The sequence below is a fragment of the Sphingomonas sp. CCH5-D11 genome, assembly GCF_001557395.1.
Taxonomy (GTDB): domain Bacteria; phylum Pseudomonadota; class Alphaproteobacteria; order Sphingomonadales; family Sphingomonadaceae; genus Sphingomonas.
This window is the reverse complement of record NZ_LSKH01000242.1, coordinates 1-20,681: the sequence shown is the minus strand read 5'-3', so window position 1 is coordinate 20,681 and position 20,681 is coordinate 1. Positions and strand designations below refer to the sequence as shown.

At 64.1% G+C, this 20,681-nt stretch carries 14 protein-coding genes; 3 read left to right on the top strand and 11 right to left on the bottom strand.

The genetic code is table 11. From position 1 onward, the window contains the following. Both AX702_RS14995 and AX702_RS14990 read right to left on the bottom strand, forming a co-directional pair. Positions 1-1,447 (bottom strand): AMP-binding protein (locus tag AX702_RS14995; RefSeq protein ID WP_066780898.1); only part of this gene is annotated, 1,447 nt, incomplete at its 3' end. 24 nt (positions 1,448-1,471) lie between these two features. Next, positions 1,472-3,799, bottom strand: coding sequence for a TonB-dependent receptor (locus AX702_RS14990; RefSeq protein ID WP_197420631.1), 2,328 nt, complete (start codon positions 3,797-3,799; stop codon positions 1,472-1,474). A gap of 540 nt (positions 3,800-4,339) precedes the next feature. Here AX702_RS14990 and AX702_RS14985 point away from each other — a divergent pair. After that, entirely contained in the window at positions 4,340-5,395 is a 1,056-nt protein-coding gene (locus AX702_RS14985) for an acyltransferase family protein (RefSeq protein ID WP_197420630.1), read from the top strand. 164 nt (positions 5,396-5,559) lie between these two features. Here AX702_RS14985 and AX702_RS14980 read toward each other — a convergent pair whose 3' ends face one another. The 7 genes from AX702_RS14980 to AX702_RS14950 form a co-directional block, all read right to left on the bottom strand. Then, positions 5,560-7,014 carry a hypothetical protein gene (locus tag AX702_RS14980; protein ID WP_156455515.1) on the bottom strand — a complete coding sequence of 485 codons (1,455 nt, stop codon included), beginning with the start codon at positions 7,012-7,014 and terminating at the stop codon, positions 5,560-5,562. Positions 7,015-7,121: 107 nt separating this feature from the next. Beyond that, positions 7,122-8,222: a helix-turn-helix transcriptional regulator gene (locus AX702_RS14975; RefSeq protein ID WP_066780891.1), complete on the bottom strand. Its 1,101-nt coding sequence runs from the start codon at positions 8,220-8,222 to the stop codon at positions 7,122-7,124. A gap of 482 nt (positions 8,223-8,704) precedes the next feature. Further along, positions 8,705-9,742, bottom strand: a complete 1,038-nt coding sequence (locus tag AX702_RS14970; protein ID WP_231731876.1) for a YeiH family protein — start codon at positions 9,740-9,742, stop codon at positions 8,705-8,707. Positions 9,743-9,798: 56 nt separating this feature from the next. Beyond that, a complete protein-coding gene (locus AX702_RS14965; protein ID WP_066780889.1) occupies positions 9,799-11,793 on the bottom strand; it encodes an alpha-glucosidase in 1,995 nt (664 codons plus the stop codon). Continuing rightward, complete coding sequence (locus tag AX702_RS14960) at positions 11,790-12,374, bottom strand: NADPH-dependent FMN reductase (RefSeq protein ID WP_066780888.1); 585 nt, start codon at positions 12,372-12,374, stop codon at positions 11,790-11,792. Before AX702_RS14960 ends, AX702_RS14965 begins: the two co-directional genes overlap by 4 nt. Before the next feature lie 141 nt (positions 12,375-12,515). Continuing rightward, on the bottom strand, positions 12,516-13,592 hold the full coding sequence (locus AX702_RS14955; RefSeq protein ID WP_066780887.1) for an LLM class flavin-dependent oxidoreductase: 1,077 nt from the start codon (positions 13,590-13,592) through the stop codon (positions 12,516-12,518). Beyond that, positions 13,589-14,497, bottom strand: coding sequence for an aldo/keto reductase (locus AX702_RS14950; protein ID WP_066780886.1), 909 nt, complete (start codon positions 14,495-14,497; stop codon positions 13,589-13,591). Before AX702_RS14950 ends, AX702_RS14955 begins: the two co-directional genes overlap by 4 nt. A 157-nt stretch (positions 14,498-14,654) precedes the next feature. Between AX702_RS14950 and AX702_RS14945 the strand changes: the two genes are divergently transcribed. Further along, a complete protein-coding gene (locus AX702_RS14945) occupies positions 14,655-17,054 on the top strand; it encodes a TonB-dependent receptor (RefSeq protein WP_066780885.1) in 2,400 nt (799 codons plus the stop codon). A gap of 220 nt (positions 17,055-17,274) precedes the next feature. Further along, on the top strand, positions 17,275-17,700 hold the full coding sequence (locus AX702_RS14940) for a hypothetical protein (protein ID WP_066780884.1): 426 nt from the start codon (positions 17,275-17,277) through the stop codon (positions 17,698-17,700). Between the two features lie 583 nt (positions 17,701-18,283). Here AX702_RS14940 and AX702_RS14930 read toward each other — a convergent pair. Beyond that, the gene (locus AX702_RS14930; protein ID WP_066780880.1) at positions 18,284-19,549 is read right to left on the bottom strand and encodes an MFS transporter; all 1,266 of its coding nucleotides are present in this window, start codon (positions 19,547-19,549) and stop codon (positions 18,284-18,286) included. Positions 19,550-19,598: 49 nt separating this feature from the next. Beyond that, on the bottom strand, positions 19,599-20,681 hold a 1,083-nt coding region (locus AX702_RS14925), incomplete at its 5' end, for a LacI family DNA-binding transcriptional regulator (protein ID WP_331710412.1).

Below are 20,681 nucleotides of genomic sequence, written 5' to 3'. Positions count from 1 at the left end.
CGACGCGGGGCACCTTGAAGCCGGCAAGTCGGCTGCGAACGAAGGTGCGCACGTCATCGATGTCGATCCGCGCGCCTGCCTCCGGCTCGACCACGGCGCATAATTGCTCGCCGAACTCCGCGTCCGGAATGCCGAACACCGCGCAATCACGCACGCCTTCCAGCTGGAGCAGGGCGGACTCGATCTCCGCGGGGTAGATATTGACCCCACCCGAGATCACCATGTCGGAGGATCGGCCCGACAGATACAGGAAGCCGTCCTGGTCGAAGAAGCCCACATCGCCGGTTGCGATGAGCCCCGGTCGCCGCTCCGCGCCGCGACGCTTTTCGTCATCGCCGTTGTAGGTGAAGTCGGCATAGCCGGCGCGCCAGCCCACAATGTCGCCGGGCTGACCCACGGGCACATCCGCGCCCGTTTCGTCCAGCAGCCGCAAGGTGCAGTTCGGCATGACGCGGCCTACCGTGCCGGGATGGGCCAGCCACTCCTCCGAGCTGCAGATGGTCAGTCCGCCCACTTCGGTGCTGCCGTAATGCTCCCAGATGATCGGCCCGAACCAGTCGATCATCGCCCGTTTGACATGCGGCGGGCAGGGCGCGGCTCCGTGCATGACGTAGCGGAGGCTCGACAGGTCGTAGCGCCCGCGCACCTCGGGCGAAAGCTTCAGCAGGCGAACGAACATGGTCGGCACGGCGAGGAGGTGCGTGACGCGATGGCGCTCGATATCGCGCAGCAGCTGTTCGGGATCGAACCTGGGCGCAAGCACGATGTTCGCCCCGATGCCGAGGAAATACATCGCCCAGCCGTTTGGCGCCGAATGATAAAGCGGGCCGGGCAGCAGGAGGACGATCTCCTCTGGCCGATCGTCCCACCCCTGCAGCCCGAAGATCGCCCGTGAGATCGCCAGGCCAGCCTCATCATGCTCGGGCCGCGGCGCACGGCGCACGCCCTTGGGCCGCCCGGTCGTGCCGGAGGTATAGATCATCGAACCCGGCGACGGTTCGGGCGGGCCCTCATAGGGCGCGAACTGCTGCAGCCATTCGGCCCAGAGCGGTCCCGCCTCGGATCCCGGGGGCGACGGACCGATCTGATAGGCGGCAGCGATTTCATCCGGGGTCGGCACGATGATCACGCCCACCCCATCGGGCACCGCGCCGAGGACACCGCCCGCCAGATCGGCATGGCAGATCAGGAGCTTGGCGCCGGAGTCTTCGAGGATGTAGCGCGCCTCTTCCGCCGACGCGTGCCAGTTGATCGGCACGACATAGGCGCCCAGAAGCCCGGCGGCGACCGAGGCTTCAAGGAACGGGAAGTCGTTGCGCAGAAACAGCGCGATCGTATCGCCCCTTCCGACCCCCGCGGCCGCGAAACCGCTTGCGGCCCGTGCGGCATGCTCGCGCACCATGCTCAGGTCGATGTGGCGATCGCCGGAAAACAGCCTGGATGTCATGGCGCTTCGCTCCGCTCGAGAAGTTCAATTCTTGATGCTGAAGGTCAGACCAAAGGTCCGCGGGTTGGCGTAATAAGTGAGATACGCCTGCCGTCCGGCGGAGCGCTCAGCGGGGGTCAGCCAGAAGGTGCCGAAATCATAAGCCGCTTGGATCGGCGCGTTGTTCGTCAGGTTCTTGCCCCAGACGCTGACCTTCCAGTTCGCCTTCAAGGGGATGAAGTCGATGCTGGCGCCGAAGATGTTCCAATCCGACCGGTCGATCGCACCGCGATTGACGTTGTTGGCGTCGCTCAGCGCCAGCTTGGAATGGTAGCTGTAATCCCCGGCGAACTGCATCTCGAAATCGTCGCTGAGACGCGCGGTGTAACGCGCGCCGGTATTCAGCGAATGCTTGGGCGCGAATGGCATCCGGTTGCCCGCATAGTCAGCCGTGCCCGTGTTGTACGACAGGTATTCGGCGTCCAGGTAAGAATAATTGACGAAGAGGTTCAGGTCCGGCGTCACATTGGCTGAGCTTTCGAGTTCGATGCCCTGCTGCCGCGATTTGCCGACACTGCGCGTGAAGCTCAGCCCGTTCTCGAAAAAGGTCGCCTGCAGATTGTCGATTTCCTGCCGGAAGAGCGTCAGGTTGAACTGAACCTTTCGATCAAAGAAGCGGCTTTTGGTGCCGATCTCGTAATTGATCGCCTTTTCCGGAGGAAAGGGCGTGGTCAGCCCGACGATCGAGTTCTGGCTGGAGGAGAAGCCGCCGCCCTTGAAGCCCTTGGCGACGGTCCCGTAGAAGTTGAGATCCGGTGTCGGCTCGTACCTGATGTAGACACGCGGCGTGAACGAGCCCCAGCGTTCAGGCCCGAACCGTACAAAGGTCGGAACGACCGGAAAGCGCGGGGTGCCGGGAGTACCCGTGATCTCGTCGAAGCCCTTTTTCCGGTCGCTGGTATAGCGCGCGCCGATCGATGCGGTGAGCTCGGGCGTGATCTTGAAGGCACCTTCGCCAAAGACGGCGATGCTGCTGTTGTTGGCATATTGCCGGATCTGAGTCGATTTCAGCAGCGGAACGGAGGTGCCGAACGGCGTGCCCGGCAGCCCTTGCTCATTGTAGAAGTCGCTGCGCTCGTTGCGTTGCCGGAGATAGAAGAAGCCAGCGACATAGGAGAAGCGCTTCTCGGCGGGCGAGGCGAAGCGCAATTCCTGTGTGAACTGCTTGTCGTTGGTTTCCGCGCGAAGATAATAGACGCTGAGCGGGATCGCGTCCGGATCGCGGTTGGCATAATTCACGTTGCGCCGGATCGCAGTGATGGACGTCAGAGATCCCGCGTCGCCAACGTCCCAGTCGACGCGCGCCAGCCCGCCATAATATTCCACGCGGTAACCCGCCGGGTCATTCTGGTCGACGGTGAAGGGATCCGTGGAAAGCGGGGGCAGCAATTGTGGTGTGCAGACCTCGGCGGCGGGTGTGAAACAGGTCACTTTGGCCGGGTTGCTCGTGCCGTTGTCGTTCATATAGTCGGCGGAGATCCGCAGGCTGAGATTGCTCGCCGGCGTAAACAGCAGCTGGCCGCGGATTGCGTCGACATTCTCTTTATTGAGGTCCGGACCAGCGCGGTTCTCGATGAGTCCGTCGTTCTGGCTGTGCTTGTACGAGATCCGCGCGGCCAGCTTGTCCTCGAGCAGCACGGCGTTGGAAAACCACTCCGCCGCTACCTGGCCCTTGTTTCCGATCGTCGCGCTGCCACCCCAATCATTGTCGAAGGTGGGTCGGCGAGTGGATACGGAGATCGCACCGCCGGTGACGTTGCGTCCGAACAATGTACCCTGGGGACCGCGAAGAACCTCGATCCGCTCGATATCGAAGAAGGTGCTGCCCGTGCTCGATACGCCCGAGGTGTAAACGTCGTCGAAGAAGAACACGACGGGAAGGTCGGCCGCCGGTGCGGACAACAAGGCGCGGACGCCTCTCAGGCCAATCACGGCAAACGCCTTGTCGGCCGCGGAATTGAAGATGGCCGACGGCACGCGCTGCGACAGGGCGAAGGCATCGGTGATGCGCTGTTGCTCCACCTGCTCGGCGCCGAACGCCATGATCGAGAACGGAATGTCCTGGAGACTCGTCTCGCGCCGCTGCGCGGTGACGACGATATCTCCCGGCGCGGCGGCACTCGCTTCAGGCGACGGCTGGGTGATCGCGCTGGATGATTGCGCGCTCCCATCCGGCGTTTGCGCCGCGGCAGCAGCAGATATTGTTGGATCTTCGGCCGGTGTCGACGCCTGCGCCAAGCCGGCGCTCGGTGCGAAGGTCAGGAGCAGGCTGGCGCACAAGGGCGCACGACCAAGAGACGTGACTCTCGTCATGGTATCCTCCCCGAAAGGATGGCGAACCATCCTGGCGCCGGGAGCCGAGCTCTGTGTCTCTGGTCTCCCGAACTGATCACGATCGTATGCCTGCCGCTCAATGGGTCAAGAACTAATTATCCAATTAATTAAATCCTCCAACTCACCGTGATTAGTTCTGGTGTAAGACCGCGACTACAGAAAAAGCGCGTTTGGCAGTGCGTTGGAGCCTGCGGCTTTGTGGCTCTGCATCAAATGAGAGCGCGCTGCTCACCGGCGCTCCTCTTGCCGCCGCTCGGAGGAGCAAACACGTAAGCCAATGCCCGTATCTGAATGCGCCGCGTGTTAAAGGTGCGCTCCTCAAGCGTGCGCGGCAGCCATCGGCCCCAATCCCCGCGCAGAGGACCATCGTCACTTCATCACGCCAGAGCACCCCGACTGCGGCTATCGCTTAGCTAAAGTTGCCGAGGTGTGCCCTCCGCGCCAGCCAAGTACGTGTGGGTTACCGACAAAGCGCAACTCACCATACTCCCGTTGACGTGCAACTTGCTGGAGGACAGCGTGCAGACCAAGCCGAAGGCGTCGAGGGAGCTTTGGCTTGATGTAGCAAAAGGGGTGGGTATCCTTCTCCTTGTCGTCCTGCATGTATTCTCTGAATCTAAGGCGCTATACGGCGACGACATCGTGTATTTCTTGAAACTTTTCAGAATGCCGATGTTCTTTATCGTGTCAGGGTTCCTGTTCGCTCCTGCGCGACCTTGGGCACTCGCTGAGAAACGCGTGAGAACGCTCCTTCTACCCTATGTCAGCTATCTCGTGCTGGTGTTCCTGCTGATCGTCGGCAGATATTATGCGCTTGGCATGCAATCCGGGTATCTTTCGCCCAGAGGCGTTGCCCGGCTGATTGTCGGCGGCGAATATTTGACCAGAGAATTTGGCGTGTTCTGGTTCGTGACAAGCCTGTTCGCGACTCAGTTGCTATACAATTATCTCATATTGAAGTTGCACGGTCCGCTGACGCGGCCGTTCGCGCTGGCCGTGTTGTTGATCACCACCAGCGGCTATGTCGCCAATCTTCTGTTCCCGCACGTCGGTACCCCGTTGGCGATCGGTGCGATCACCTACAGTCTGCCACTTTTCTGGATCGGTCACATCCTCAAGACAGCAAAGGAGGACAGGCTCCGGACATCGGCTCTGTGCGGCATCGTCATCTTCGGGGCGATGGCGTGTTATTACCTTGGCTATGATCTGGTCATGGACCTGAAAACCACCAAACCTGGCGTTCCATTTCTGTCCATCGCACTGGCTGCGTGCCTTACATGGCTGTTCTTCGAAGCGATGAAGAACCTGTCCAGGGCGTCCATCTCCGACCGGATCTTCACGCCGCTGTCAGAGGCCGCCATCTGCATCATGTTTCTGCATCAGTTCATCCACTACACGCTTCGCTACGTTGGCCTCACGTCGGACATGCTGATCTTCGCCATTTGCGTGATCGTTCCTACCATCTTCTGGTCCCTGGCACGGCGCTGGACTCTCACCGGCGCGCTGTTCCTGGGCACGGCGCCAGCCCCCGCCTTCGCCAAACGGCGTCTGAGTGCGCTGACGAACAATCCATGACACTCTTGGGCTTGCTGGCCGACGGCGAATCGCACCGCCACCGGGAAGAACGTCGCTCCCAAACAGCCAGTGCTGATCATGCCTTGGATCGGCTCTGATCGATGGGCGGCAGGCAGGAGTCCGCAGCTTCCCGAAAGATTGGGATGGTGACGGCCAACACCATCTCAGGGCTGACGCCGCTCCACCGCCACGAGCCCCTGCAGGCTGTCCGACGCCAAAATGCTTGGCTCAACCTGGTAGCGGCGGGCTATGTTGGTCGCGACCAGCGTGTCCACTTCATACACGTCGATACGGCCTCTGAGCGCGACGATCTGATAGAGCCAGCGACCATCCGGGCTGAGCGCGAGATCGCCAAAGCCGTCGGCACCGGCAAGCGGCGTGGGCGAGGCGGGATCGACCGCGGCGCCGGCGGCAACAATCTCCCCTCTGGCGATCGTGCCATCCGCGTTGAGGCCGTAGCCGGCAATCACAGCGCCGGAGGTCGCGGCGACCCAAAAACTGGAATAATGGGGCGAATAGGCCAGATAGCCGGCCTGAAGCGGGCCCGAAGATTTTGACGGTCCAAGCAGCACGTCTTGAGAGCGGGGGATCAGGGCACCGTCGGCGCTCATCTCCCAGGTGGAGATAGAGCCCGTCTGAACGGTAGCGAACGTCGCCGCGGGCGTGCCGGTGGACGACACCGTGCGAGCTTCCGCGGCGATCACGAACTGACGTCCGCCAGCGGCATATACTTCGATGCCGAGTGCGTTAGGCAGGTTGCGATCCGCGACGTTGTTGATCGCTGTCGACTGACCGGTGCCCGCCGGGTTGCTCTCAAGTGTGCCGTCGGCCTGGATCCGAAAGCTCGTCAACTCCGCAGCAGTTGGCTGAGGGAGTCGCGGCGACGACGCGTTCAGCGACGACGCGATCAAGAAAGCTCCATCCGGAGACACCTCAAGGTCGGCCGGCCGGCCGCGCAGATTCAGGGAAAAATCATCCAGCCGGGTCAGCTCGCCTGTCGCTGTGTCAAGGCGCAGCGCCGTGATGTTCCCAATCTGGTCGCTAGGAGCAGTGAACGCGCCGTCTTCGTCCGCATTGGCGACATAGACCGTGCCAGCTCGATAGGCGAGGCTGATCGGCAAGGTGCCGCCAGTGTCTTCGACGTCGATGCGAGACAGGGTGAAGTCGGCGTTAATCCTGAAGGACGTGACGGTGTTGCTACCTGCGTTAACGACCAGAAGATAGCGGTCATCAATGGCAAGCAGGGAGTCTTCGGACATCAGTGGATTGAGACGGCGAGCGCGGTCCATTTCAGGAACACCGCCGCTTCCTATGCCGCCGGTCGGATAATGGTCGATCAGCCTCAGCATCCCGGCAACGTCACGGCCATATGCCACGACGAAGTTTTCCGGCTCATCGAAGCCGCTGTTATTCCCCACATGGTCAGTACCGGCATAAACTGCTCCGACGAAGCTTGCCGGTGTGGGAACGGGCGTTGGTGAAGGTGAAGGTGACGGCGCTGGCGACGCTGGGGGAAGAACCACCGTACCTCCATCGGCATCATCCTCCCCACCGCATGCCGCGCAGGTCAGCATCAAAGCGGTGAATGAAGACTGCAGCATTAGCTGAATGCGGGACATGCTCGGCCTCCATCACAAAAAGCTATTCTAGGCGCTCGCAAGTCGTGATGCGTCGTATGTTCATACTAGTGAGTGGATCAGGCAAGGATCTGCCGCTTGCTGGGACGTCAGAGATTCCCGGTCCGCGGGGGAGCGGAAAGCGAAGACATGAGCATGATGAGCTCTGATTGACGATGTGTCGCGGTTTTCTCGAATACTCGTTGCAGGTGAATACGCGTGGTGGACAGGCTCACGCCGCGCTCCAGCGCGACCTGGCGCAAGCCGCGGGAGCCGCGCACCCGCAGCGCGACTTGAGCTTCGGCAATCGTGAGCCCGTAGTCGTTCCTGAGCGCATGCATCAGGTGCTGCTCCTCGCGTGCGGGATCAGTGATCATGATTGCGACGTGATCACATCCCTGGTTGAACCAACCGTCGGGCGTTTGATGCGGCATCATACTCACCATGTACGGAGAGGCGCCGGATGCACGTGAGATTTCGAAAGGTCGGCCAAAATCAGCCGCGGCAAAGCGCATGCCGGTCCCCGCGGCTACAGATTTCAACAGATGCGCATTGATTGCAGGATCGATCGCCTCGATCATACCTTGCCTGAGGCGAAGCCCATCCTCCTCATCCAAAATCAGGCGTCCTGTCTGATTGATGTCGCGTAGGTGGCAGGTCGCCGAGACAAGCATCCAGCCGCGACCCAGTTGATCGAAGCACGCCTGGCAGGCCTGCCCTTCCAAGCTCGCCCGCTCCAAACGCCGCGAGATATCGAAGGCGTTCACCAGGTGCGGCCCAACCACGGCAAGGTAAGCTCTCAGCGCAGGGCGCAGAAACGGCGTGTCGCGATAAGGGTGGCCGAGCGCCAGTGCGCACAATGGGTCCGAGCTGCTCGACAACCTGAGGAACACGGCATCGGAAACATGGTTGGGGTCAGCCCATTCGATGAAGAAGGGGCTGTGTCGCGTATCGTCCCTTGCGATTGCCTCTCTGCACGACAGGATGCCGCCTGCTTCAAGGGTTCCCAACATCTGCGGCAGCGGATCAATCGCGCCATAATATTGATTGTATCGCGCATCTTCTGCAGGATCGATGCCGATCGACACAAGGCTTTCGCCCTTGATGCGTTTCCCGCTCAGCAATTGCGCGCCGGTGGCGCCGGAGACGTCGACCAGTGCCGCCAGAACCTCCCGCCAGCGCTCACGATCCAGAGCTGCCGCATAGGCCATGGCAATTGCATGAGAAGGATCGAGGCGAGGGTGCATGGCAAGCGCTCACCAGTTAGAAGCTCATCCAGCTGTCCAGCAGATTAGCAGATACTGGCGTTTAGATCCTCAGCGAAATTCCTTTGCTGCGAGCGCGCAATCATCAAAACAATCGTGGCGGACACGACAACGAACGGGCGCATGCTTTAGGCGACACTTTTCGGCGCGTTACTATTCGCCATTGGCACCGTTTTTTCGGAAGCAACATCGCTTCGGGCACTCGCTTTCGACGTTGTTGCGCTGCGCGAAGATGAGGAGCTGTCGTTCGCGCATAGCGCATCAGGTCTCCAGCAATCTCGATCCGATCTGGACACGGTTGCTCGCTGCGCGACCCGGTCAGGGTGTTCAATCCCCTTGAATTAGCGAATGCAGCGAACCGCCGGCGTTCGACATGAGCTCTTCCGCCCGTCCGACATGAACACGGACGGCTGCCCTCCGCGGCCGCATCAAAGCAGAACCATCGCTCCTGCCAGCGACAGTGCTAGCGCCACGAGAGACGCGGTCACGATCACCAGGATCGGCTTGATCCCCGTCTCCAGCAGCGAGCTCATCGGCGCGCGGATGCCGGTCGCCGCGACGGCGCAGGCGAGGCAGGCGGTTGCGATATCCTGCGCACCGCGGCTCGCCACCGATGGTATGATGCCCAGCGAGTTGATCCCGGCAAAGGCGAAGAACCCCACCACGAACCACGGCAAAGTGATGCCCGTTTTCTTGCCGTCCTCGGGCCGGAAGAATGCCGCAACCAGCGCGAGCACTGGGGCGAGGAGGGCGACCCGCGTCAGCTTCACGATCGCGGCGATCTGCCCCGCGCCATCCGAATAGCTGTACCCCGCGCCCAGCGCCTGGGCGACATCGTGGATCGAGGCGCCCAGCATAAAGCCCGCTTGCCGGTCGGTCAGGCCAAGCTGATGCGCGAGGCTGGGGTAAAGGAACATCGCGGTCGCGCTCGCCGCCGAAATGACGACAAGGACCAGCGCGAGCTGTGCCTGATTGGCGCGTTTCTCGCCCAATGTCGTCGCCAGCGCCATCGCCGCGGATGCGCCGCAGATCGCCACCGCCCCGCCTGCCAGCGTGCCGAACGCGCTACCAAGGCCAAGCGCACGCGCGATGATCACGCCGCTTGCCAGCGTCACGAGCAGGATCGCGATGACAGCCAGCAGCGTTCCCGGGCCCAGCCCGACGATCTGCCCCAATGTGATGCGCGCGCCGGCGAGCACGATGCCCCATCGCAGCAGCGACTTGGAGGCAAAGCCCAGCCCCGGCGACATGCGCGGGTCGGCGCCGAGGAAATTGAGCGCGAGCCCGATCAGCAGCGCCATCAACGTCAGCGGTGCGCCGTAATGATCGGCGACGAACGCCGCCGCCATCGTGGCCAGCACCGCGACCGTCAGCCCCGGCATCAGATCCCGCCAGCTCGACTTGGGCGAGGGCTCGAGATCATTGTAGAGATCGGCCGCGAGCGGCAGCGTTGCGTATCTGGTCACCGCCGCTCTCCTGTCGCCCGGATATGCGCCGCCAAGGAACGATCGTCGTGCCTCATTCAGGCAGCACCGATCGACGCGAACAATGAAGCAAAGTCGCTGTCACTGCGATAGAATACCGGGGGCTGGCCGATCGGCGCCGCAACCTCCACGCGCGTGCCGCCGTGGAACGCTTCGCCGGACCACAGATGTCGCCATTCGGCACCTTCGGGCAGATAGGCGCGCCACCGCTCGGCACCTGCCTCGATCACCGGCGCGACGATCAGGTCGCGCCCATACGCGAATTGCGTCTCCACGCCCCAGCAGGCCGCGTCGTCCTCATAATCAAGAAACATGGCGCGCTGCAGTGGAAGGCCCGTCGTTGCCGCTTCTGCGGACAGGCTCGCCACATAGGGCGCCAGTGCGGCATGAACCTTGGTCATGGCCACGAAATGCGCCAGCACCGCAGCATCGCCGTCAAGCTGAAGGTTGCTGTCGGGCCGGTTGCCCTCGTGGCTGCGCATGACGGGCGAAAAGGCGGACAATTCGCTCCAGCGCATCAGCAGTTCGGGCGTGCGCACGTTGTCGTAGAGGCTGGTGTACCCGCCAAGATCGCTGTGGTGATAAGCATTGCCGACCAGGCCGGAGGACAAGGCGGCCCGGATCACCGTGCCGATCCCGTCATGGCGCGAGAAATCGACGCACTGGTCGCCCGCCCAGAGCAAGGGGCAGTGTGCGCCGACCCCGGTGAAGCCGGCACGCATGAAGAAGACCGCATCGCCCGTCCTGCCGCGGCTGGCAACGGCGTGCGCGTTCACCTCGGCCCAAAGCGTCGGCCAGGCATTGTGCGCCAGCATACCGTCGCTGCCATCGTGCAGACGCACGTCGGTGGGCAGATACTCGCCAAAGTCCGCCATCCAGCCCGACAGGCCGATGTCGAGCATCTCGCGGCCGATCACCCGATCCGCGAACCATTCGGCCGCCGCCGGATTGGTGAAGTCAACGATCCCGCAATCGAATTCGCCGAAATCGACGATGTACGGCTCGTCCGCGTCGAGCTTCAGCGCCAGATACCCCGCCTCCGCCGCTTCGACATATTGCGTCCCGTCAACGGCGAGATACGGGTTCACATAGCCCATGAAGCGGATGCCGCGGTCGTTCAGCTCGGCGATCTTCTGGCGCAGGCCGGGATAACGCGCCTCGTTCGCCTTCCAGTCCCAGAACAGCCGCTTGCCGAAGCTGGTGACGCGCAAGCCCACCCAATCCTCGCACCAAAGACCTGTCACGACGGCGCCCGCGTCAAGGATCGCCTCCATTCGCTCGAAGCTGCGCGTGCCGTCCTTCAGACCCAGGATCGCGCCCGAATAGGCCCAGGCGGGCAGTTGCGGCTGGCGGCCGAACCGCAGGGAGAGCTGGTCCACGATCGCCGCAAAGCGGTCACCCGCAAACAGCTCGATCCGTGAGGGGATTTCCCAGATCTCGATCTCGGGCGCGGCCGCCTCGCGGAAGTCGAAGCAGCTATAGGCCGTCGTATCGACGTGCAGTGCGTAGCGACGCGACGAAAGATAGGTCGGCTGCGGATAATTGGTGTTCCAGTAATCCCCGCCCGACCGATGATCGCGGTCGCACTGGAACGTCATCAGCGTCGATTTGTCGCGCCCGACGCCCGGCTCGGACGTCCACATCGGAAAGCGCCGCCCGGCCATGTCGACATAGGACATCTGCTCGCCGCCACCCCAAAAGCGCTCGCCCGCCTCGCCAACGGTCGTCAGCCACAAGCGGTTGAGCGTCGGATCGAGCGCCTCGAGCGCCAATGCGCCACCCTCAACGGTCAGCGCGAGCAGCGCGCGCCCGTTCGCAGAGAGCGTGACGCGGCCGCCCTCGATCACCGCCTCGCGCAGCGCGATCCGCTCAGCGAGGCGGTCCTCAAGGAAGTAATTGCCGCGATACATGTCGACGCGCGGCGTACCCATGCCGACGAACAGGGCGGGTGCCTCGACACGGTGGCGCATAACCAGCGCGTCGCCCGCAAGGACGTCGAACCCGCCCGTTACCGCCTGCAGCCGGATGCTCATGCCGCCACCCGCGCCGCATGGTCGCGCAGCGCCGCCGCCGCGACCTGGCGCCCGACCAGGCGGAGTTGGTCGATCACCGCCGGATCGCTGCACCCGCCTGTCGCATCAAGCTTCGCCTGCGCGCTGTTCACTGTTGCCGCAAAAGGCGTGGGCCAGCCGCGCAGCGCATGCGCGATCGAGCGCAGCGCGGCGACCGTCGATCCCGTGGCTTGCCAGCCATAAGCGGTGGCGATCAGGCCGACCGGCACGTCGGCAAGGTACGGCCGCGCATCCCGCGCGGTTTCTTCCAGCAGGTCGATCGCGTTCTTGACCATGCCGGAGACGCTGCCGTGATAGCCAGGCGATGCGATGATGACGCCCGATGCGGCGCGGATCGCTTCGACCAGCGCCTCCTCACCCGCGGTGCGCGCGATACCGGGGTTGTAGAGGGGCAAAGCGGCCAGGGTTTCGCCGCCGAACAGCCGGACGTCCGCCCCGGCATCTTCGGCGGCGCAGAGCGCAATCTGCAGCGCGCGCTCGGTAGAGGAGCCGGCAACGGTTGTTCCACCGATCCCGACGATCAGCGGCTTGTTGTGGGTCATCGTCCTCTCCCCCGTGGTTCCCCGGCCCAGGCCGGGGTCCAGCTGCGGAACGCCGACTGGCGGGTGCCGCAGCTTCGTTACGCCGGCCTTCCCGACCGTTCCCCGGCCTTCACCGGGGAACGGTGCTAGCCGGTCACCCGATCAAAGAACCAGCGGGCCATGTTCGAGCTTCGGCAACACGTGCCGCGCGAACAGGTCCGCCTCGGCGGCATGCGGATAGCCGGACAGGATGAACGCCTCGATCCCCATGTCCTGGTACATCCTGAGCTTGGCCAGCACCTGATCGGGATCACCGACGATCGCCGCGCCGCAGCCCGAGCGTGCCCGGCCGACGCCGGTCCACAGATGCTCCTCGGCATAGCCATCGTCCGTCGCTCCCTCGCGCAGCGCGGCCTGCGCCGCGACGCCGGTAGAGGTCGTATCGAGCGACTTGTTGCGGATCGCCTCGCCCTGCGCCGCGTCCAGCTTCGAGAGCAGGCGATCGGCGGCGGCGCGTGCCTCCGTCTCGGTTTCGCGCACGATCACATGCGCGCGATAGCCGAACTTCAGGGTGCGGCCGTGCTTGGCGGCGCGCGCGCTCATGTCGTCGATGATCGCCTGCACCGCTTCCTTTTTGTCCGGCCACATCAGGTACACGTCCGCGCCCTGCGCCGCGACCTCGCGCGCATCCGGCGACAGGCCGCCGAAATACAGCGGCGGGCACTTGCCCGACACGGTCGTCACCGCCGGCGGATCGAGCTTCAGCTTCCAGAACTCGCCCTGGTGATCCAGCGGCTCGCCGTTCAGCATGGTCTTGAGGATCTGCATCGCCTCCAGCGTGCGGGCGTAGCGAGGGCCGGACGCCAGCGTCTCGCCCGGCAGGTCGGAGGAGATGATGTTCACCGTCAGCCGCCCGCCCAGGATGCGGTCGATCGTCGCGATCTGCCGCGCCAGCTGCGGCGGCCAGCTCTCGCCGATCCGCACCGCCATCAGCAGCCGGATGCGTTTCACCAGCGTCGCGATCGCCGCCGCAAACGCCGTCGTGTCGATGCCCAAAGCATAGCCAGAGGGCAGCAGGATATTGTCGAACCCGCCGCTCTCGGCCTGCAGCACGATGTCGCGGCAATGCTCCCAGCTCGACTTCAGCTTCGCATCGGGAACGCCGAGAAACTCGTAATCGTCATCGCACAGCGCGGAGAACCAGCTGACTTCGCACGCTTTGTTGGTCGATTCCGTCACGGCAAACGCTCTCCCATGCTGGCTTGAAGGACGGCGTACCATTCCTCGCGCGTCCACTGCGGTTTGTAGGCGTCGGGGATCGTGGCGATCCGCGCCGCATTCTGCGTGCCGACGATCGGGATCGGGCGCGCGGGGTGCGCCATGATCCAGCTGTAGGCGGCCGCCGCACGATCGACGCCGGCCACCTCGGCCTTCACGTCGAGCAGGGCGGAAACGGCGCGCGCGCGCTCGTCCTTCGGATCGGCAAGGCGACCGCCGCCCAACGGCGACCAGGCCAGCACCGCCATTCCGCGTTGCATCGCCTGATCGAACAGACCGTCGAACAGCGGCTTTGTCGTGAGGGCCGAGAACTCCGGCTGGTGGCTGACGACCGGAACGGTCAAATATTCGGCCAGTGCGGCGGTCTGCGCTGGCGTATGGTTCGACACGCCAATAGCGGTGATCTTGCCGGCGGCGCGCGCATCGTCGAGTGCGCGGGCCACTTCCTGCGGGTGCGCCAGCATGTCCGGCCGGTGGATCTGATAAAGGTCGATCTTGTCGCAGCCGAGTCGGGTCAGCGACGCGTCGATCGCCTCCGCCAGATAAGTCGCGCTCGAGTCATACGGCACGCCCATGCGGATCCCGCCCTTGGACGCGAGCACCATCTTGTCGCGCAGCTCCGGCGCCTCGGCAAAGACGCGGCCGAGCAGCGCCTCGGCAGCACCGAATTCCTCATCATTGTCAGGGCCATAGATGTCGGCGGTGTCGAACAGGGTCACGCCGGCATCGAACGCCGCCTCGACCAGCGCGCGGGCGGCGGCGACATCGGTGCCGCGGAAGCGCCACATGCCCCAGGCGATGGTGCTGATGGTGAGACCGGTGTCGCCCAGAGCGACGGAGCGAGCGGGGGAGGGCAAATAAGACACCGTTGTCTTATATGGGCGATCTCGCGTACAGGGAAGCGGTCAATTGGACCTTTGCCGAATTCGGAGGGTCGCCACGGGAATCCCCATCAACTAAGGGGATTAAAGATGGCGGTCGCGGATTGTGCGGCGTGTGACTGGTTTGGGGTAGGAGAGGGTAATGGTAAGTTTCTCTAGCAAGGCGCTTTTGCTTGCCGCGAGCGCTGCGTTCGCCGTAGCGGCGCAGGGCGTCTCGGCGCAGGCGATGTCGCCGGAAGGGCAGACTGCGGAGCCGGCAGCGGCACAGGAGACGGCGCCGGCACCGGGTGTCGCGGCCGAATCGGCCGAATCGGCTGATGCCTCGATGGGCGACATCGTTGTCACCGCGCAGAAGCGCAGCGAGCGTCTTCAGGACGTGCCGCTGGCCGTCTCCGTCATCGGCGGCGATGCGCTCACCGCCACCGGCGCACCTGGACTAGACGGCGCGGTGAACCTCGTGCCCGCCTTGAACTTCCAGAAGTCGGGCACCACGCTCAACCAATCGCTGTTCCTGCGCGGCGTCGGCACCACCACCTTCTCGATCGCAGGCGAACCGTCGGTCTCGGCAGTGGTCGACGGCGTTGTCTTTGCGCGCACCGGCGAGGCGTTCGGCGACCTGGTCGATATTGAGCGCATGGAAGTGCTGCGCGGGCCGCAGGGCACGCTGTTCGGTAAGAATGCCTCGGCCGGCGTGATCAACATCGTCACCAAGCAGCCGACGCGCGATTTCGGCGGCTATCTAGAGGGCAGCTACTTCACCGGCGGTGACGAGGCGCGCATCCGCGGCGCGATCAACATACCGATCACCGAAAACCTGCTGTCGCGCTTCACCGGCTTCTACAGCCGCTATGACGGCAACATCCGCAACGACGCGTATAACGGCCGCCGCGTCAACGGCTATGAGCATGTCGGCGGCCGCGTCCAGCTGAAGTGGACGCCCAGCGACGCGACGACGATCGCGATCATCGCCGATTATCATAAGAATGATGACGATTGCTGCGCGGAGGTGATCGGCACCGGCCCGCTCAACGCCGCGGGTGCCGCGATCACCAGCCCGATCTCCGCCGTCCTGCCGGCGCCGCGCGGTGACGAGACGCGCCGCGTCAACCAGAACCTCATCACCCGCACGGAGGAAGAGGGCTATGGCGCATCGATCCAGATCGACAGCGAGCTAGGCACGCAGACCGTCACCAGCATCACCGCCTATCGCGAATATTCGAACACCGAGATCCGGGACGGTGACTTCACCAACGGCGCATATGTCGGCTTCCCGCAGTTGCACGACAACGGCCCGCAGACGGGCGACACATTCAGCCAGGAACTGCGCCTCACCTCGCCGTCGCAGCAGTTCCTGTCCTATGTCGTCGGCCTCTATTATTCGCGCGCCGCGTCGGAGCGCACGTTTGCGCGCTCGGTGGTGAGCTGCAATGGCGCGGGGACGACCGGGCTGGTCCCGTGCGGCACGCCCGGCGCGCCGGCGACGACCAATCCGTTTGGCGTCGCCACGTTCGGCTCGGTGTTCCAGAACATCGCTGCCTTCAGCCAGTTCACCGCGAACTTCACCGATCGCTTCCGCTTCATCGGCGGCGTTCGCTACACCACCGATCAGCTCAACGTCTGGCACAGCCGCACGACAACGCTGGCCGGCCCGGGCATCAGCCCCAGCTTCCCGACCACGCCGACCGGCACCGGCACGCCCGCGACCGAGTTCCGCGGCAAGGTCACCAACGACAATTGGTCGGGCAAGGCGTCGCTGCAATTCGACATCAGCCGCGACGTGGTCGCCTATGGCGGCTGGACACGCGGCTACAAGGGCCCGGCGTTTAACGTTTTCTACAATCTGACCGCGACCGGCACCAATGCGATCGCGCCGGAAACGTCGGACAGCTACGAAGTCGGCCTGAAGAACGTGTTCTTCAGCGGCGCGCTGACGCTCAACCTCGCGGCTTTCTATGCCAAGTACGATAATTTCCAGGCCAACAACCCGGATCTCGTCGCCGGCGTGGTCGTCACCCGCTTCACCAACGCCGGCGAAGTCTCAACGCGCGGCGTTGAGGCGGATCTCGTGTTGCGCCCGATCGATGACCTGTCGATCTCGGGCGGCATCGCCTATACCGACGCGCACGTCGACCGGTTCTTCCAGCCGACGCCGACCACCCCGGTGATCCCCTCGGGCACCTCTCTGCCCTTCGCGCCGGAATGGAAGGGCTCGCTCGGCGTGGATTATCGCTGGCGCACTGGCGGCGCGGTGGACGTGTTCCTCGGTGCGCAGGGCAATTATCAGTCGAAGCAGCTCGCGCTCTTCTCGCCGGATGCGGTACAGCGTCAGCTGGGCACGATCGACGGCTACGGCCTCGTCAACCTGTCGGCCGGGGTGGGCGACCAGGACGATCGCTTCCGCCTGACTTTCCAGGTCCGCAACCTGTTCGACCAGAGCTACGCCGCCGCGATCCAGAACGGCGGCTCCGCAGGCAGCTACCGCTATCAGATCCCGCGCGACGCCGACCGCTATTACGGCGTCACCGGCCGCATCAACTTCTGACGCCCCCTCCCCAAGTCAGAAGCCCTAGCCCCCGGAGCAATCCGGGGGCTTTTTTCGTGCGGGATGACAAGGGCGCACCCAACCCACACCCCAAGCCGTCGTCCCCGCGAAGGCGGAGATCCATGGTTCCGCGAATACTGCAACCGTGAGAACGCGCCAGCGTGCTGCATTCGTCAGACCGTAAATGGTGGGAAGCGGACTTTTCTGCTATCGAGGGTTGATGACGGACACGGCAGTCACGCATACTTCCCAGCCGGGAAAAGCGATCGGCTCTTTCGTAGGCCAACTGCTAATGGCGGCGACGTTGACGGCGATTGCGGGCGCGCTGGGCAATAGCTTCTACGAGTTCTTCTTTGATCCAGAGGCTTTCGCGGCTGGACCAGTCCTCGCGCGAGCGGCCTTCGCGATCGCTTTTCCGTTCCCCTTCATTCTTGCAGCCCTGTTGGTCCTTGGCACGCCTACGGCTCTCCTCTTGCGTCGCCTTAACCTCGACAACTCCATTGTCTTCGGTTTGGTAGGAGCATTCGCAGGTGTCGCGATCGGTCTTGCGCTGGCGAGCGGCCTCCCAGGCCTGCAGACAGTCTTTAGCATTTACGGCTGTGTGTCTGCGGTGACCTACTGGGCGTTGCAACAACGCAAGGCTTGATGTCCGCTTCTGGGGCGTGAGCGGAATGTCGGAGTTCGGCGGGCTTGGGGTGGTTAGCGGACGTTGTCACCGCAACCGATCGCCTCGGCTTCAGTAACCTTGGAAACCACAAAGATGGGGCGTCCTAGCTCTGTCGCTCCATCCATCTTTCCGGCGACGCGCAGGTGAAGGCACTGCGGCTCCATCGTTTCGGGCGTGATTGGCGCAAGTGCATAGAGCCGCTGACGGTCTCGCGCCGCTGGCACTCGAAGCTCAAATACATCTCCGTTGGATGTCTCTAAGTAAGCATGCTCGCCAGTGTGGAAGATGCCACTCTTGACGATTGAGTCAGAGGGCTGACCGGAGCGAACGCTGGACGCGCAACCCGTCAGAAGCGCCATCGCAAGCAGTAGTCGAGACCTCATGTGAACAGAGGTGTCACATGGGAGCGATGGCCGCAATTCGGCGGAAGCGGTCGCGCTCAGCCAGCAGTCTTCCGAACCTGTTTCAGCATCCATCGTCACCTTAACAACGTCCCGTCGACGAAGCGGTTAGATGCTGAAGCCAGCTCAGAGCGAGGACACGTCGCTCGTCGCGACCGTCCTCAATGCCCCGCCGGCGCCACCTTCGCCGTCCCCGGCTCCGCCACCACCAGCTTCGGCACGAGCAGGTGGATCAGCAGCAGTGCGACCAGATACGAACCCCCGCAGATCAGCAGCATCGGCGTATAGCCATGGCCGTTGTCGAGCGACCAGCCGGCCAGCTCGATCATGCCCATGCCGCTGAGATTGCCGGCAAATGCGCCGATGCCGATCGCCGTTCCGATCATCCGCGATGGAAAGATATCGGCGGTCATCGCAAAGACGTTGGTGGAGAAGCCCTGGTGCGCGAACAGGCCCAGCCCAAGCAGCCCCGCCGCCACCCAGGGGTCGCCCGTCAGCAGCACCAGCGGCACCGGGAGGATCAGCAGCGCATAGAGCAGCATCGATCCCTTGCGCGCGCGGTTCACGTCGACCCCCCGCCGCAGCAGGTATGTCGGCAGGATCCCACCGCTGAGGCTGCCCAGCGCGGCGAGGAAATAGATGGTCGCGATCGGCAGGCCGAGGCTTCCCTGGCTCATGCCGAACATGCGGTGGAACAGGTCGGGCATGAAGAACAGGAGGAACCACCACACCTGGTCGCTCAGCGCCTTGGCCGCGATCACCGCCCATTGCCGCCGGTCGCGCAGCAGCGACGACCATGGCACCGATGCGCCTCGGTCCCCGTCCGCGCTGCCCGCCGCGCCGGGTGTCCTCGACGTGCGCGGGGTGACGGCGAACCACGCCAAGACCCACACGAGCCCCAGCCCGCCCGCGATCAGGAACGCCGCGCGCCAGCCGAGCGCCAGCGCCAGCGCCGGGATCGTCAAGGGCGCGACCACCGCGCCGAAATTCGATGCCATGTTACCGACGCCGAGCATCAGCGACCGCTGCTCGGGCGGGAAATAGGTCGCGGCCGTCTTCACCTGCGCCGGCGTGCCGATCGATTCGGCCGCGCCCAGCGCCGCGCGCACGCCGACGAACCCGCCGACGCTCGTGACAAAGGCATGGGCCATGCCGGCAAGGCTCCACGCGCCCACGCCGATCGCAAACCCGCGCCTCAGGCCGATGCGGTCGATGAACCAGCCGGTGCCAAGGAACGCTACCGCCGCGGAGAATTGGAATGCGGACGCCATGTGGCTGTAGTCGCGGTCGCTCCAGCCGAACTCGCTCTGCAACATCGGCTTCAACAGCGCGATGATCTGCCGGTCGACGTAGTTGAGCATGATCGCCGTGAAGGCCAGCCCCACGATCAACAGCCGGCGCGTATTGCCGATGCCTTCCACTATCATCCTCTCCATCAACCTTAAGACAACGGTGTCACCCAAGACACGACATTAATCAACCGGTTGGTGGCGCGGATGAGGCGCGTGGCACCACTTCATGGGCGAGCAGGCGTCGCTGCGGCCCTTCGCCCTGCGCCGGGGAGAGGAGCAGGTCGGTCGCCGCTTCGGCCAGCGCGCGCACCGGCTGGCGCACCGTCGTCAGTGCGGGCCAGACGATCGTCGCGGTCGGCCCGTCGTCGAACCCTGCGACGGACAATGCGCCGGGCACGCGCACGCCGCGGCGATGCGCGGCGGCGAGCACGCCCGCCGCCATGTCGTCGCTCGAGGCAAAGATCGCGGTCGGCGGCTGCGACAGCGACAGCAATGCGTCGGCCGCCGCCTCCCCCGAGGCCACGTCGAACTGTCCCTGCCGGATCAGATCAAGGTCGATCTCCACCGCCTGCTCGCCCAGCGCGCCGATATATCCCGCCAGCCGCTGGCCCGATGCGGCATAGCTGCGATCGCCGACGATGAAGCCGATCCGGCGGTGCCCCAGGCCGAGCAGGTGCGTCGTCATGTCGAAGGCGGCGCGCTCATTGTCGATCAGCGCCGCCGGCCCTTCGTCGATCCGCAATCCCGGCTGCAGCCGGACAAAGGGCGTGCCACGCCGCGTCAGTTCGTCGAGCACCCGGGTGTCGTCACAGGCCGGCGGGGCCAGCACCAGCCCATCGGGATTCGCCTGGTCGAGCAGTGCCACGATATCGTCGAACAGCGTCGGCGAGGCACGATCATAAGGCTGCGCGATCATGCGGATCTTGTCGCGCGCACAGCGTTCGCGCACGCCGAACTGGATCTCGTACACATACCAGGGATTGGGATTGTCGCAGATCAGCGCGATCTGGTGCGATTTGTGTCCCGCCAGCGCCCGCGCGGCGTGACTGGGCTTGAAGCCGATCTCCGTCATCACCTGACGCACCCGCTCGCGCTTGTCGGCGCTGACATATTGCTGGTCGTTGATGACGCGCGATACGGTCTTGATCGATACCCCCGCGATCCGCGCGACATCGCGAATGGTTGGGCGCGCGGTCTCGGAAAAGGCGGTGCTCATGCCGTCGTCCATAAGCGAGGCCTGCGCATCTGTCCCATAGGACATAATGCC

Bases quoted from the DNA above. Each gene is read 5' to 3' on its own strand.
- AX702_RS14990 (WP_197420631.1), bottom strand. From the start codon at position 3,799: ATGACGAGAGTCACGTCTCTTGGTCGTGCGCCCTTGTGCGCCAGCCTG.
- AX702_RS14930 (WP_066780880.1), bottom strand. From the start codon at position 19,549: ATGATAGTGGAAGGCATCGGCAATACGCGCCGGCTGTTGATCGTGGGG.
- AX702_RS14980 (WP_156455515.1), bottom strand. From the start codon at position 7,014: ATGTCCCGCATTCAGCTAATGCTGCAGTCTTCATTCACCGCTTTGATG.
- AX702_RS14965 (WP_066780889.1), bottom strand. From the start codon at position 11,793: ATGAGCATCCGGCTGCAGGCGGTAACGGGCGGGTTCGACGTCCTTGCG.
- AX702_RS14945 (WP_066780885.1), top strand. From the start codon at position 14,655: ATGGTAAGTTTCTCTAGCAAGGCGCTTTTGCTTGCCGCGAGCGCTGCG.
- AX702_RS14940 (WP_066780884.1), top strand. From the start codon at position 17,275: ATGACGGACACGGCAGTCACGCATACTTCCCAGCCGGGAAAAGCGATC.
- AX702_RS14960 (WP_066780888.1), bottom strand. From the start codon at position 12,374: ATGACCCACAACAAGCCGCTGATCGTCGGGATCGGTGGAACAACCGTT.
- AX702_RS14975 (WP_066780891.1), bottom strand. From the start codon at position 8,222: ATGGCCTATGCGGCAGCTCTGGATCGTGAGCGCTGGCGGGAGGTTCTG.